The organism is Cobetia sp. LC6, from assembly GCF_030264805.1.
Lineage (GTDB): Bacteria > Pseudomonadota > Gammaproteobacteria > Pseudomonadales > Halomonadaceae > Cobetia.
Map to the genome: position 1 here is coordinate 67,896 of NZ_JASSPL010000003.1, position 14,147 is coordinate 82,042.

Annotated in this window: 13 protein-coding genes and 1 pseudogene; 9 read left to right on the top strand and 5 right to left on the bottom strand. The window is 65.9% G+C overall.

What is annotated here, in order from left to right:
• Window positions 1-216: 216 nt before the first annotated feature.
• Genes QQF40_RS05245 through hemC form a run of 4 tightly spaced genes read right to left on the bottom strand, consistent with a single transcriptional unit; the run spans window position 217 to window position 4,851 of the window.
• A complete protein-coding gene (locus QQF40_RS05245; protein ID WP_285460646.1) occupies window positions 217-1,440 on the bottom strand; it encodes a heme biosynthesis HemY N-terminal domain-containing protein in 1,224 nt (407 codons plus the stop codon).
• On the bottom strand, window positions 1,437-3,008 hold the full coding sequence (locus QQF40_RS05250; protein ID WP_285460647.1) for a uroporphyrinogen-III C-methyltransferase: 1,572 nt from the start codon (window positions 3,006-3,008) through the stop codon (window positions 1,437-1,439). Before QQF40_RS05250 ends, QQF40_RS05245 begins: the two co-directional genes overlap by 4 nt.
• Window positions 3,009-3,893, bottom strand: a complete 885-nt coding sequence (locus QQF40_RS05255; protein ID WP_175089023.1) for a uroporphyrinogen-III synthase — start codon at window positions 3,891-3,893, stop codon at window positions 3,009-3,011.
• A 10-nt stretch (window positions 3,894-3,903) separates the two neighbouring features.
• Window positions 3,904-4,851 carry a hydroxymethylbilane synthase gene (hemC, locus tag QQF40_RS05260; RefSeq protein ID WP_043333340.1) on the bottom strand — a complete coding sequence of 316 codons (948 nt, stop codon included), beginning with the start codon at window positions 4,849-4,851 and terminating at the stop codon, window positions 3,904-3,906.
• Window positions 4,852-5,126: 275 nt separating this feature from the next.
• On the opposite strand from hemC, the gene argH reads away from it, so the two are divergent.
• From argH to QQF40_RS05300, 8 genes and pseudogenes are all read left to right on the top strand, one after another.
• Window positions 5,127-6,521, top strand: coding sequence for an argininosuccinate lyase (gene argH / locus QQF40_RS05265; RefSeq protein WP_175089021.1), 1,395 nt, complete (start codon window positions 5,127-5,129; stop codon window positions 6,519-6,521).
• 92 nt (window positions 6,522-6,613) lie between these two features.
• Window positions 6,614-6,748: pseudogene (lptM, locus tag QQF40_RS17140) on the top strand (LPS translocon maturation chaperone LptM); the annotation flags it as partial.
• A gap of 135 nt (window positions 6,749-6,883) precedes the next feature.
• Window positions 6,884-8,155: a diaminopimelate decarboxylase gene (gene lysA / locus QQF40_RS05275; RefSeq protein WP_285460649.1), complete on the top strand. Its 1,272-nt coding sequence runs from the start codon at window positions 6,884-6,886 to the stop codon at window positions 8,153-8,155.
• On the top strand, window positions 8,155-8,985 hold the full coding sequence (gene dapF / locus QQF40_RS05280; protein WP_175089019.1) for a diaminopimelate epimerase: 831 nt from the start codon (window positions 8,155-8,157) through the stop codon (window positions 8,983-8,985). The genes lysA and dapF overlap by 1 nt, the downstream gene beginning before the upstream one ends.
• A gap of 80 nt (window positions 8,986-9,065) precedes the next feature.
• The gene (locus QQF40_RS05285) at window positions 9,066-9,857 is read left to right on the top strand and encodes a DUF484 family protein (RefSeq protein WP_285460650.1); all 792 of its coding nucleotides are present in this window, start codon (window positions 9,066-9,068) and stop codon (window positions 9,855-9,857) included.
• Window positions 9,854-10,948 (top strand): tyrosine recombinase XerC, encoded by a 1,095-nt coding sequence (locus QQF40_RS05290; protein ID WP_285460651.1) that lies wholly within the window; start codon window positions 9,854-9,856, stop codon window positions 10,946-10,948. The genes QQF40_RS05285 and QQF40_RS05290 overlap by 4 nt, the downstream gene beginning before the upstream one ends.
• Complete coding sequence (locus QQF40_RS05295; RefSeq protein WP_175089016.1) at window positions 10,945-11,664, top strand: HAD family hydrolase; 720 nt, start codon at window positions 10,945-10,947, stop codon at window positions 11,662-11,664. Before QQF40_RS05290 ends, QQF40_RS05295 begins: the two co-directional genes overlap by 4 nt.
• Before the next feature lie 189 nt (window positions 11,665-11,853).
• The gene (locus QQF40_RS05300) at window positions 11,854-12,264 is read left to right on the top strand and encodes a hypothetical protein (RefSeq protein ID WP_175089015.1); all 411 of its coding nucleotides are present in this window, start codon (window positions 11,854-11,856) and stop codon (window positions 12,262-12,264) included.
• 131 nt (window positions 12,265-12,395) lie between these two features.
• Here QQF40_RS05300 and yihA read toward each other — a convergent pair whose 3' ends face one another.
• The gene (yihA, locus tag QQF40_RS05305; protein ID WP_054556430.1) at window positions 12,396-13,085 is read right to left on the bottom strand and encodes a ribosome biogenesis GTP-binding protein YihA/YsxC; all 690 of its coding nucleotides are present in this window, start codon (window positions 13,083-13,085) and stop codon (window positions 12,396-12,398) included.
• 409 nt (window positions 13,086-13,494) lie between these two features.
• Here yihA and QQF40_RS05310 point away from each other — a divergent pair, with 409 nt between their 5' ends.
• A complete protein-coding gene (locus QQF40_RS05310) occupies window positions 13,495-14,142 on the top strand; it encodes a c-type cytochrome (RefSeq protein ID WP_285460652.1) in 648 nt (215 codons plus the stop codon).
• The last annotated feature ends 5 nt before the right edge of the window (window positions 14,143-14,147 follow it).

Sequence of the window (14,147 nt, forward strand, 5' to 3'; positions counted from 1 at the left end):
GCAAAAAGAAGGGCATCCCGTCACACGGCGTGTGAACCAGGATACCCCGGAGAGAAACCTGCATCACCGGCCGACAGCGCGGCCGGTGCAATTGGGCAATAGCTTTCATCAAACAAGGAAACATCGTGCAAGCCGCCGAGTGTCTTGTCCGCCAGCCTGCATGACGCCTGTCATGCCTTGGTTGGCACCAGGCGGCCGGCACTCGACGGCCGCTCCTCAGACGTTGTCCTTGCTCGGCTGCGGCAGGGCCGGCAGTGAGCGATCCAGCAGCTCGACGCTCTGACGGTAGTAGAGCTGACTCTTGTTGTGCTCGCCCAGGTTGGCGAACAGACGCGCGAGTTCAGCACACACCGTACCGCTCGGACGCTGGCGCTGGCTAGCCTCGAAGTACTCCTGAGCCTTGCCCCAGCTGGCGTTGCGCAGGGCCAGTCGGCCCAGCGACAGCAGCAGATCCGGATCATTCGGACGCTCCTGCAGCCACTTCTCGGCATACACCAGCTGACGCGGTGCATCCACGTCCAGCAGGCCGTAACGCAGCACCAGACGCGAATCCCAGCACTCCTTGAGGGAGTGACGCAGCAGACGCTCGGCCAGGCCTTCCTGGCCACCGGCGATCAGAGCCTCGGCGTAGAGCGCGACCAGATTCACGTCGGTGCGCAGGTGGTCCGGCATGTCGGCCCACAGGTTGCGCACGCGCTCGATGTCCTCCGGATTGCGCGCGGCCTGCTGGATCAGCGCCACATAGGCACGCTGTTCCAGCTCCTTCTTCTCCTCGGGGGAGATGAGGTCCTGCTTGTCGAGACGCGGCATCAGACGACGTAGACCATCCCAGTCATTGACCGCCAGATAGGCCTGCTTGAGCAGCTTGAGCACCTGCGGGTGCTCGCCCAGCTGCTTGTCGAGACGCGTCAGGGTCGCCAGCGCCTGTTCATGCTGCTGGCGGTCCAGCATCAGCTGCGCCTGCACCAGACCCACTGCGCTCTCGGAGCCCTGGGTGGACTCATGCGCCCGCTTGAGCAGCGTATCCGCCTGCTCGAAACGTCCCTGATAGTGCGCGGCCAGGGCAGCGGACAGGTAGTTGACCAGCGGCGTGCTGGAATCTTCCGCCGAGTGGGTCAGCGACTTCTCGGCCCGCTTCCAGCGGCCTTCGGCCAGCGCCACCAGACCCCGTACGGTCTTGCGCGTGGCATTGCGGTGCCGGGTACGGCTGTTCCACAACTTGAGGCGGGAGAACGGATGCGCGAAGCGCGACAGCAGGCGCAGACCGAAGTGCAGCACCACGAAGCCCGCGAACAGCAGGATCAAGCCGAACCAGAAGGAAGTCTGGACCGAGGTATCGCCGACGCGAATCAGCCAGTAGCCCGGGAAGGCCTGCATCAGTTGCCCGAACAGGGCACCGATGGCCAGCCCGATGATGATCAGCAGTATCAGGACTCTCATGCGTTGCCACCCCCTTGCTGGGCGCGACGCTCGATCAGCTCACGCAGCTTGCTCAGAGAGGCGGAGATGTCAGGCAGCTCCGGACGGATGGTCTTGCTCTTGAGCTCTTCCAGCTTGGCGACGGCATTCTGCACGCCATCGGTCTTGGTGTCGTAGTAGCCATTGACCAGCGTGATGGCCTTGTCGATGGCGGCCTGGTAGAGCTTCGGCTCTTCCTTGAGCAGCGCCAGCTGCGCCTGCTCCAGCACCAGACGCACGTTCTGACGCAGGTAGGATTCCTGCTCCGGCGTGATCAGGGCTTCCAGTGCCTCGTCATGACGACGCACCGTGACCAGATCCTTCAGCTCGTTGCCGAAGCGGGCCAGCTGCTGCTGCCAACCGCCTGTCGGCGCTGCGTCGTTCTCGACCTTGGCGGCGATCTCGGCCACGTCCTGCTTGAGCGGCAGACGCGCCAGCTGTTCCTGCTCGGCAAGCAGCGCAAGATAGATACCGCTGCGATCGACGCGCGGCACGCTGTCCAGGCTGGCCAGTTCGGACTGGATGGCCTTGCGCACCGGCAGCAGCGCCGGGTTGTTGGCCGCCGCGATGCGCGCATCGGCGTTCTCGAGCAGCGCATCGGCACCGTTCACGTCACGCTCCAGCTGCAGACGCTGGTTGGCGAGGCGCAGCAGGTACTCGGCTTCCGCATAGTGCCAGTCACGCGCGTCGGTCTGCTGGGACTTGCTGAGCTCCTCGAGCACCTTGTTGAGGGCCTGCTCGGTGTCCTGGCTTTCGCTGGACAGACGCTTGTCGAGCTCGCTGACGCGGGATTCGTTCTTCTCGAGCGTGCTCGACAGACCCTCGACCTTGCTGGAGACCTGACCGACCTGCTGGGTCACGCTCTCGCTGACCTGCTTGTCGAGGCCCTGGGCATCCGGCAGCGCATTCAGACGCTGCCAGCCGAACCACGCCAGCACCGCGACCACGATGGCCAGCAGGATGACGAGAACCAGCGCGATGCTGCCGGCCTTGCTCTTCTTGCCCTGAGACTCGCCGGGCGGCGGCGTGCCGGGAGCCGCCGTGGCACCCAGGCCTGCACCACCGGCGCTGGCCGTCTTGCCAGCCGGCGCGGAGGACTTGCCGGGAGACGCCTTGCTGGAAGAGGCCTTGCCAGCACTCGGCTTGGCGGCAGACGCCTCCTTGGCGGGTTCGCTACGCTCCGGAAGCGGCGATTTTGCGCCGGAAGGCGTCGATGCGTTGTCGTCTGAAGTCTGGCTCACGGGCGTGGACTCACTGGCAGTGGAGGATGAGGTTGAAGAGGAGGAGCTGCCCTGCCCCTTGCCACGCCCACGACGATTGCGCCCACCTCGCGAGCGGCGCTCGCGCGGGGCATCAGCCGTGTCGGATGACGAGGAAGAGGACGAACGGGGGGCCTCGGCGCCAGGGCGGCCAGAGGCAGTGTCATCGGCGGAAACGCCGGAAACGGAAGAAGCATCTGATGCGCGAGCGGCAGCATCCTTGTCGCCCGACTTGCCGGGCGTCATGCCGGCAGAGCCGTTATCTTCCTGATCGTGTTCTCGGTTGCTCATCTACGCTTGCCCTTTTCCGGATTCTTGGGAATCGATGGCCTCACGCGGACCAGGCGCAGTGGCGCCGGTCACTGCATGGCGAGTCTTGCTGATGGGGGCGCAGGCGCGAAGTACTGCCTGCGTCAGGGCCCCGGGTGAAGCGTCCTCGGCGACCGTCACGCGCTCGAAACCATGAGCGTGTGCCAGTGTAGCCAAACGGTGGCTCGACACGATTAGCGGTTGGTGCAAGGCCTGCGGCGTCACCGACGCCATCACCGTCTCGAGCAGTTCATTGCTGGTCACCACCATTGCATCATACGCGCCCGCCGCCAGACGGCCAGCCTGTTGCGGCGACAAAGCCAACGGAAGGCGTCGATAAAGTGCCAGACGCGTGACCTGAGCGCCCCGTGCCACCAGCGTTTCTTCCAGCAACGGACGCCCGCCTTCACCGGCCACCAGCAACCAGCGCTGACCCGCAAGCGCTCTGAGCGACGGTAGCGACAGCAAGGCTTCGCTGGTGGTACCGACCGGCGCATCGCGTTCGGCATGCTCACCGCGCGTGGCGCGCGGCGGGACACGCACCGACACGCCCAACCGCGAATGCAGCACTTCGGCAGTGGCCGCGCCGACGGCATAGAAGCTGATGCCTTCGGGCAGCTGCGGCCACCACTCCTCCAGCCAATCGGCCAGATAACCGGCGGCCTGGGGCGAGATCACGATCACGCCGCGATACAGATCGACATCGATGATCGCCTGGCGCGCAGCGGGTTCCAGTGGCAAGGCCTCGAGCGCCATCAGCTTGAGGCACTCCACCTCGCAGCCGGCCTCGCTCAGCATCGCATCGAGAACCGCTCCGCGCGAGCCCGGCCGCGTCGTCAACACTTCAAGACGCGACGCCTTTGCCATCGCTGACACCTCAGCCACGAGCGTCGCCGTAGACCGCCGCCAGAATCTCGCCGGCGCCTTGGGAGAGCAGGTCTTCGGCAACGGCGACGCCCAGCGCTTCCGGTGCATCGGACGGGCCACGCGCCTCGGCGCGCAGGATGACCGTTCCGTCGGGATTGCCGACCAGCGCACGCAGCCACAGCTGACTGCCGCCTTCCTCGAGCACGGCATAGCCGCCGATCGGCACCTGACAGCCACCTTCCAGATGCGTGTTCATGGCGCGCTCGGCCAGCACGCAACGGCTGGAGTCTTCATGGGCCAGCGGCTCGAGCAGCGCAAGAATCTCCTCGTCCTGCAGGTTGCACTCGATGCCGAGCGCGCCCTGACCACAGGCTGGCAGGCAGGTCTCGGCGTCCATCTCGGCGGTGATGCGCGCATCCAGCTCGAGGCGCTGCAGGCCGGAAGTGGCCAGGATGATGGCGTCGAACTCGCCGGCATCCAGCTTGCCGAGACGCGTCTGGACATTGCCGCGCAGGCTCAGTACTTCCAGGTCCGGGCGTGCCGCCTTGGCCTGCAGACCACGACGCAGGCTGGAGGTGCCCAGGCGCGCGCCCTGCGGCAGGGCATCGAAGTTGGCACAGGTGTTGGACACGAAGGCGTCTGTCGGGGCGTGACGCTCGAGAATCACCGCCAGTCCCAGCGACTCCGGGAAGTGCATCGGCACGTCCTTCATGGAGTGCACGGCGATATCGGCGCGACCGTCGAGCATCGCCTCTTCCAGCTCCTTCACGAACAGGCCCTTGCCACCGATCTTGGCCAGCGGGGTATCGAGAATCTTGTCACCACGCGTCGACATCGGCACCAACTCGACGCTCAAGCCAGGATGCAGGGCCTCGAGTCGCGCCTTGACGTGTTCGGCCTGCCACAGGGCGAGCAGGCTCTTGCGGGTCGCGATACGCAGAATCTCACGGCGGGGCACGGCATTCTCCTTGCTGGCGCGCAACGCACGCCATCTGATTCGAAGTTGTTGAGCAAACCTGACTGACGGACAGCGCTGCCCTCTGATGACACTTATCATAAAGCCAGTCACCTCAGGGGGAAAATCCGTGGCACGCTTTCCTGCGATCCGCCGGACTGGCCGCGGCCCCTCGCCCACGCGCAGGAGTCTGGTACACTCCAAGGTCAACGATACCGGCTGCGCGACCGTGCACCGGACGCCGAACTCTGGACACGTCACCACAATTCGAGATCCCGATGAGCGAATCTACCAATCAGTCCTGGGGCGGCCGCTTCAGCGAGCCGACCGATGCCTTCGTGGCACGTTTCACCGCCTCCGTCGATTTTGACCAGCGCATGGCGCAGCACGACATCCAGGGCTCCATCGCCCATGCCACCATGCTGGCCGGTGTCGGCGTGCTGAGCGAAGAAGAACGCGACGTCATCATCGCGGGACTGAAGGAAATCAGTGAAGAGATCGCGCGGGGCGAATTCGAGTGGTCCGTGGCGCTGGAAGACGTGCACATGAACATCGAGGCACGCCTGACCGCCAAGATCGGCATCACCGGCAAGAAGCTGCACACCGGCCGTTCACGCAACGACCAGGTCGCCACCGATATCCGCCTCTATCTGCGTGACGAGATCGACGCCATCGACGCCGAACTGACGCGTCTGCGCGAAGGCATGCTGGGACTGGCCGAGCAGGAAGCCGACACCATCATGCCGGGCTTCACTCACCTGCAGAGCGCCCAGCCGGTCACCTTCGGTCATCACCTGCTGGCCTGGCAGGAAATGGTCGCGCGCGACCAGGACCGCCTGCGTGACTGCCGCGTGCGCATGAACGTGCTGCCGCTGGGCGCCGCGGCGCTGGCCGGCACCACCTTCCCCATCGACCGTCATGTCACCAGCGAGCTGCTCGGCTTCGACCGTCCCACCGAGAACAGCCTCGATTCGGTCAGCGACCGTGACTTCGCCATCGAATTCACCAGCTTCGCCAGCCTGTTGATGATGCACCTGTCACGCATGAGCGAAGAGCTGGTGCTGTGGACCAGCGCCCAGTTCGACTTCATCGACCTGCCGGACCGCTTCTGCACCGGCTCCTCCATCATGCCGCAGAAGAAGAACCCGGACGTGCCGGAGCTGGTACGCGGCAAGACCGGCCGTGTCTATGGCCACCTGATGAGCCTGCTGACCCTGATGAAGTCCCAGCCGCTGGCGTACAACAAGGACAATCAGGAAGACAAGGAGCCGCTGTTCGATACCATCGATACCGTGCGCGGCAGCCTGCGCGCCTTCGCCGACATGATCCCGGCGATCCGCGCCAAGTCCGAGAACATGTACGCCTCGGCCAGCAAGGGCTTCGCTACCGCGACCGACCTGGCGGATTACCTGGTGCGCAAGGGCGTCGCCTTCCGTGATGCCCACGAGATCGTCGGCAAGTCCGTCGCCTTCGGCATCGAACAGCAGCGCGACCTGTCCGAGATGACCCTGGAAGAGCTCCAGCAGTTCTCCGACACCATCGAGCAGGACGTCTTCGACGTGCTGACGCTGGAAGGCTCCGTCGCGGCGCGCAATCACATCGGTGGCACCGCGCCGAACCAGGTCCGCGCTGCCGTACAGCGTGCGCGTGACGCCCTGGCCTCGCGCGCCTGATCATCCTCTTTCGGGCCTGGTCGCCACCCATGGCAACCGGGCCTGGATCGCTCTATCGCTTGCTGCCAGGAGGCCGCCCGATGCGTCATCTGATGAGCCAGTCCGCCCGTCATACACTTCGCACCTTCGCGGCGCTGCTGCTGGGTGCTGGCCTGCTGGCCGGCTGCGGCCAGAAAGGCCCGCTCTATCTGCCGGCGGACGCTGACGCCGGTGGCCAGCGCGCCGAAGCTCCCGCGCCGGCACCAGACGCCTCCGAGGCAGAGAGCACCGCCGCTGCCGGGATTTCCGGCAGCGACGCCTGAGCCCCCTTATTCATCTCCGGCGGGTGATACCCGCCGGCGCGACATCTTGCAGGCCGGATCATGGATCACTTCGTTTATCAGGATGGCGTGCTGCACGCCGAAGACGTCTCGCTCGCCACGCTGGCCGAGCAGTTCGGCACGCCGTGCTACGTCTACAGCCGTGCCACGCTCGAGCGCCACTTCAAGGCCTATCAGGATGCGCTGGGCGACCACCCGCATCTCATCTGCTATGCCGTGAAAGCCAATTCCAACCTGGCGGTGCTCAATGTACTGGCACGTCTGGGCGCCGGCTTCGACATCGTCTCCGCCGGAGAGCTGGAGCGCGTCATCAAGGCCGGCGGCGACCCCGCCAAGGTGGTGTTCTCCGGCGTTGCCAAGCAGGCAGGCGAGATGGAGCGTGCGCTGGAGCTGGGCATCAAGTGCTTCAATGTCGAGTCGCTGCCGGAGCTTGAGCGCCTCAACGCTGTCGCGGGCCGTCTCGGACGCGTCGCGCCGGTATCACTGCGCATCAATCCCGACGTCGATGCCGGCACCCACCCGTACATCTCCACTGGCCTCAAGGCTAACAAGTTCGGCATTCCGGTCGAGCAGGCGCTGGAGGTCTACGAGATCGCCAACACCATGGAGCACGTGCAGGTAGTCGGTGCCGACTGCCATATCGGCTCCCAGTTGACCGAGCTGGCGCCCTTCCTCGATTCCCTCGAACGCCTGCTGGTGCTGCTGGATCGCCTGCGCGAACGCGGCATCGTCATAGAGCACCTCGACCTCGGCGGCGGCCTCGGCGTGCCCTACCAGAGCGAGACCCCGCCGGAGCCCTTCGCCTACGCCAGCGCCCTGCTGGAGCGTCTGGCCCGCTATGAGCACGGCAGCGAGATGACCCTGCTGTTCGAACCGGGTCGCTCCATCGCCGCCAACGCCGGCGTGCTGCTGACCCGCGTCGAGTACCTCAAGCCCGGAGAAGAGAAGAACTTCGCCATCATCGATGCCGGCATGAATGACCTGATCCGCCCGTCGCTGTATCAGGCGTGGCAGAACATCGTCACCGTCGACACGCGTGAGACGCGCAAGACCGCCAGCTACGATGTGGTCGGCCCGGTCTGCGAGACCGGTGACTTCCTCGGCAAGGACCGCGAACTGGCCATCGCGCCGGGCGACCTGCTCGCCGTGCGCTCTTCCGGTGCCTACGGCTTCGTGATGGCCTCGAGCTACAACAGCCGCTGTCGCCCTGCCGAGGTGATGGTCGATGGCCCCGAGATGCACCTGGTGCGTCGTCGTGAGCGCCTCGAAGAACTGTGGACCGGCGAGCAACTGCTGCCGGAAGGTGATGCCTGATGCTGGTGAACTTCACCAAGATGCACGGACTGGGCAATGACTTCATGGTCATTGACCTGATCTCGCAGCGCAGTCGCCTGCGCGATGCCGATATCCGCCGTCTGGCGGACCGCAACTTCGGCATCGGCTTCGACCAGCTGCTGGTGGTCGAGCCGCCCCGCGACCCGGACATGGACTTCCGCTATCGCATCTACAATGCCGATGGCAGTGAAGTCGAGAACTGCGGCAACGGGGCGCGCTGCTTCGCGCGCTTCGTGCGTGAACAGCGCCTGACCACCAAGCGCGAGATTCGCGTCGAGACGGCCGGCGGCCCGCTGACTCTGGTCGTCGCCGAGGATGGGCGGGTGCGCGTCGACATGGGCGCGCCGCGCTTCGCCCCCGCCGCGCTGCCCTTCGAGGCCGAGGCCGACCTGCCGGTGCACACCCTGGACGTCGACGGCGAGACGCTGGAAATCGGCGTCGTCTCGATGGGCAACCCCCACGCGGTGCTGCTGGTCGACAGCGTCGAACAGGCCCCGGTGCTGACGCTCGGCCCGCTGATCGAGGCGCATCCGCGCTTCGCCAAGCGCGTCAATGCCGGTTTCCTCGAGGTCGTCACGCCGCACGAAGCGCGCTTGCGTGTCTTCGAACGCGGTGTCGGCGAGACGCTGGCCTGTGGCACCGGCGCCTGTGCGGCGGTCGCTTCCGGCATTCGCCGTGGTCTGCTGGCAAGTCCGGTCAATGTCACGCTGCCAGGCGGCACCCTGAGCATCGAATGGGCTGGCGACGGCCAGCCGGTGTTCATGACCGGTCCCGCCGAGACCGTCTTCGAAGGCCGCATCATCCTGTAGATCGCCAGCCCCAGCCGAGTGACGCTGCCGGCGACATGGCCGACAGCGTCTCGCTACCAACCGTCCGCAAGGAGCCCCACATGGCCGAGTCACCCGTGTCACGTCGCCCGCACACGCTGGACCCGGATCGGGTCGCCGAATGGCTGGCCACGCACCCCGACTTCTTCGAGGGGCGTGAAGGGTTGCTGCAACGCATGCGGGTGCCACACCCGGAAGCGCGCGGCGGCAGCATCTCGTTGCTGGAGCGGCTGGTACATGATCTGCGCGGGCGGACCGATCAGGCAGAAGAGCGCCTCGAGGAGCTGTTGACCGCTGCGCGCGACAACGAGAGTCGCTATCAACGTCTGCGTCAGCTGGTGCTGGATCTGCTCGATGCCGAGTCCGATGATGCGCTGGCCGAGACGCTGTCTACACGCCTCAGCGAGCTGTTCGACATCGCGGCCGTCTGCCTGTGGCAGCGCGATGCCGATGCTTCGGCACAGCCGCCGCGCCGAGCGCTTGAGGATGCGCGCGGCGAGCAGTTCGAGCGGCTGCTCGAGGGTCGTGCCAGCCGCTGCCTGGCCATGCCACGCACGCGCTGGGAAGCTTTGCTGCCCGATCATCAGTGGCCACTCGGCACCGACTGTGCAGACCTCGTCGATGCAAGCCAGGCCGATGCCACGCGCGGCTCCGCCGTCATCGTGCGCCTGACCCGTGGTGAGTGCCTGGGCTATCTGGTGGTGGCGAGTGCCGACGCCGAGCAGTTCCGTGCCGGTCTCGACACCCTGTTTCCCGAATACCTCGGTGACGTGCTGGCCCGCTGCCTGGGCCGCGATGCCCCGGGCCAGCCGCCTCTGCGCTCCTCGAGCCGTGACGACCAGGCCAGCCGATGAGCCGCCTCAAGTCAGCCCACGGCGCTTCAGCCGTCGATATATCCACCGATGGCACCTCAGCGAGCGACGCCGAGCGCCTTGCCGCCGAGCAGACGCTGTCCGCGACCTGCCGGAAATTTCTGGCAGAGCTTGCCCTCGACAGCAGCCACGCGACCGTCAGCGCCTACGCGCGTGATCTGCAGGCGTTGACCGCCTTCATGCTGCGCCCCGCAGCGGACAGCAGCGCCGCTGGTGAAAAGGACGCGGCGCCCCTGCCGAAGGATTGGCAGGCGCTGGACGTACCGACACTCAGGCGTTTTCTGGGTGCCGAGCGCAGTCGTGGCCTCGCGCCACGCTCATTGGCGCGGCGGCGCGCGGCGATCAGCCGCTTCTGTGGCTGGCTGGTCGAGCAGGATGTGCTGCCACACAACCCGGCGGGGCTGGTGCAGACCCCGCGCCTGCCGGACCACCTGCCACGCCCGGTGGATATCGACAGCCTGGCACGCTTTCTCGACTGCCCACATGACGGCACGCCACTGGCGATCCGCGATCAGGCGATGCTGGAACTGCTCTACGGCGCGGGCTTGCGTCTCTCGGAGCTGGTCAGCCTCGACCTCGACATGCTGGAAACCCGCCGCCTGCGCGTGCGCGGCAAGGGCGACAAGCCCCGCCAGCTGCCGATCGGCTCACGCGCCCGCCAGGCGCTGGATGCCTGGCTGATGGTGCGCGGCCAGCTCGCCGCCCAGGACGAGCCGGCATTGTTCGTCGGCCAGCAGGGCCGCCGCCTCGGCCAGCGTGGGGTTCAGCTCAGGCTGGTGGCGCAGGCGAAAGAACGCGGCCTGCCCGAGCATCTGCACCCACACCGCCTGCGCCACTCCTTCGCCAGTCATCTGCTCGAATCCAGCGGCGACCTGCGCGCCGTGCAGGAACTGCTGGGACACGCCCACCTCTCGACCACCCAGGTCTATACCCGCCTCGACTGGCAGCAACTGGCCAGTGCCTATGATCAGGCCCACCCTCGCGCCCGCCGCCAGCGCGGATCAGAGACGGCAACATCAGACACTGCCACCACCTTCCCCACTGATGCCCCGCTCAAGGATGACACCCTGTGACGCCTGCCAACGCACCTCGTCTGACGGCCTTGACCTTTGATCTCGATGACACCCTTTGGGCGAATCGCGCGGTGATGGAGCGCGCCGAGGCCGAGCATTACGCCTGGCTGGATGGCGAGATCGGCCATGCCAACGACTTCCCCCTCGAGGAATACACCCGCCGCCGCATGGCGCTGGGGCTGGAGCACCCGCTACGCCGCGGTGATTTCACCTGGCTGCGCCGCGAGGCCATGCACGCCATGCTGCGTGATGCCGGGCATGATGATGAGCAGGCGGGCCACTGGTCACGCGCCGCCATCGAGCGCTTCCTGGCGCTGCGTCACGAATTGACGCCCTTCCCGGAAGCCAGCGAACTGCTCGACTCCCTCGCCCACGATTACCGCCTTGGTGCCATCACCAATGGCAATGTCGACCTGGCTCGCCTCGCGCTGGACCATCACTTCGAGTTCAGCATCGCCGCCGGCGAATGGCTGGCGCCCAAGCCGGATGCACGTCCCTTTCTCGCCGCCATGGCACGCCTGGGCAGCCGCCCCTCCACCACCCTGCATGTCGGTGACTCATGGAAAGAGGATGCATTGCCTGCCGCGCGCCTGGGCATGCAGGCCGCCTGGATCGACGTCAAGGGTCAGGGTGCCCCGGGCCCCGTCCCGGCAGGTGTACATGTCATCTCGCACGTTCGCGAGCTGCCGGCGCTGATTGCGCGCCTGAATGACTGAGTGAGGGAGTGACTGAGTGGCAGAGCAAGTAGCGGAATGACTGAGTGAATTAAAACTTGTACAAAAATGACGCTTCAACCATATTTAATGTACAAGTTTCCCGCCGTCGTCGATGTTGAATCCTGTCTGAGATTCCTGAGACTGCGCCGGGAGATGCCTGCCACCTCGACGTCAACAGGAGAGGCCAGCATGAGCACCCACTCACTCCCGCGCTACCGTGTGTCATCTTCCTCTCCCCAGAGGCCACCCCTGCATGGTGAAGGGGAGCAGCATGCGCCGATCATGACGCCCTCACGGCAGTCCAGCCGCGCTCTGCTGAAAGGCGTGGCCATCGTACTGGTATCCGCATTGCTGGTCATCGTGGCGGTCTACAGTGGTCGTGCCAGCCTCGCGACGTTGCAATCCAGCGCGCAAGAGGCGCCGGCAGCCTCACCACAGGAGGCCATGCGCAGCCTGCTCGCCCCCAGCGAGGCCGTGACGATGCCGGAAGTCGTCGAGCCTACGGTGAAGGCCCCGCATATTCTCTCGGCGCCCAGGGAAACGAGCTCTCTGACCCGTCTTGACCCCATTCCCAGCGCACCGCGCAGCCTGTTCATGTGATCGGCCCCGGGGGAAGCGCAAACATCAGTGACAGCGTGCCTGTCGTAACGCAAACGGCCACCCCAAGGGGTGGCCGTTTCGTCATGCAAGGTGGCGTAGTTCGAGGCTTCGCCCCAGATCGTCTTGCACCTTCAGTCGTCGAAGGGGTCCTGCGGTGCCTCGTCGCCCGCCATCTCTTCCACGCCGTCCATCACCGACGGGTCCGCCAGCCACTCGTCGAGCTTGGCATGCACCTGCTCCACACCTGAATACTTCAGCGACGAGAACAGCTGCACGGTGACCAGGTCTTCCCACTCCTTGAGCGCGTGACGCACCTTCTGCAGGCTTGCCGCCGCCGGCCCGCGCTTCAGCTTGTCCGCCTTGGTCAGCAGGATATGCACCGGCATCTTGGCCTCATCGGCCCAGCCCAGCATCATCTGGTCGAATTCGGACAGCGGATGGCGTACATCCATCAGCAGCACCAGGCCCCGCAGCGACTGGCGGTTGCGCAGGTAGTTGGACAGATGTGACTGCCACTCGCGCTTCACCTTGTCCGGCACCTTGGCATAGCCATAGCCGGGCAGGTCGACCAGATGGCGGCCCGTTTCACCGATGGTGAAATAGTTGATCAGCTGGGTGCGGCCGGGGGTCTTGGAGGTACGGGCCAACGCCTTCTGCGAGGTCAGCGCATTGATGGCGCTGGACTTGCCGGCATTGGAGCGACCCGCGAAGGCCACTTCGGCACCCACGTCCGTCGGGCACTGGGCCAGAGTCGCGGCACTGATCAGGAAGCGCGCCTGACGATAATGGAGCTTGGGGGTCGAAGGAGCTGATTCGGCCATGGGAGTTCTGAATACCTGTTGAAGGCGGACGTCTCGCCCGCGCGACATCACGAGAGAGCAGAAGAAACGACCGGTGTAACGAAAAGAGTGCCGCCTGCCCTGCCATCGGCGCTGCAACTTGCCGGCGACAGCGGGAAGATGCACTGGATTGCTGCGATGACACGACTGACGACAGGCACGCTCACGCGCCCTGAGGGGATTCGCTATACTGCCTGCAAGGTCAGCATGACGATCATGATGCCTAGTGTACCACCCTGCTCTCACGGGCTGCGAGAGCGGGGGAGCACTTCTCACCGCGCGCAGCACGGCGCGGGCTCCGGGGAAATGACAGAGGCCACCATCCACGCCGGATGATACAAGCCCCGAACGGGCCTCTTCGTGAACAGGGACCAGTGAAATGGATGAGCTGATGAGACCAAGGCAGATCCCCGAGCGCCCCTTGCGCCTGCTGCTGGCACTTGCTGCCACGACATTGGCCGCCACCTTGCCGACGGGAGCCGCCGCCGAATCGCTGGTCGGCGATGCTTCGGCAGGCAAGGCCAAGACTGCCGTCTGTGCTGCCTGTCACGGCGCCCAGGGCATCTCGCCGACCCCGGCCTTCCCCCATCTTGCTGGCCAGCAGGCCCACTACCTGCGCAAGCAGACGGCCGACATCCGGGATGGCCGCCGCTCGGTACCACAGATGGCCGGTATCGCCGACAACCTGAGCGATCAGGACATCGCCGATATCGCGGCCCACTACGCCGCGCAGCCCGCCAATCGCGGTCAGGCCGAGCCAGAGGCGGCCCGTGCAGGCGAAGTGCTGTATCGGGCCGGCTCGCTCGAGCGCGGCATCGCGGCCTGCACAGCCTGTCATGGCCCGCGAGGTGAAGGCATCGACTCGGCAGGCTACCCGGCGCTGGCCGGACAATTCCCCGCCTACACCGTGTCAGCACTCAAGGCCTTCCGCGACGGTAGCCGCGACAATGACCCGAACGCCATCATGAGCAGCATCGCCGCGCGCATGAGTGACAGCGACATGCAGCAGGTGGCCGAATATGTCCACGGCCTGCGCTGAGGCAT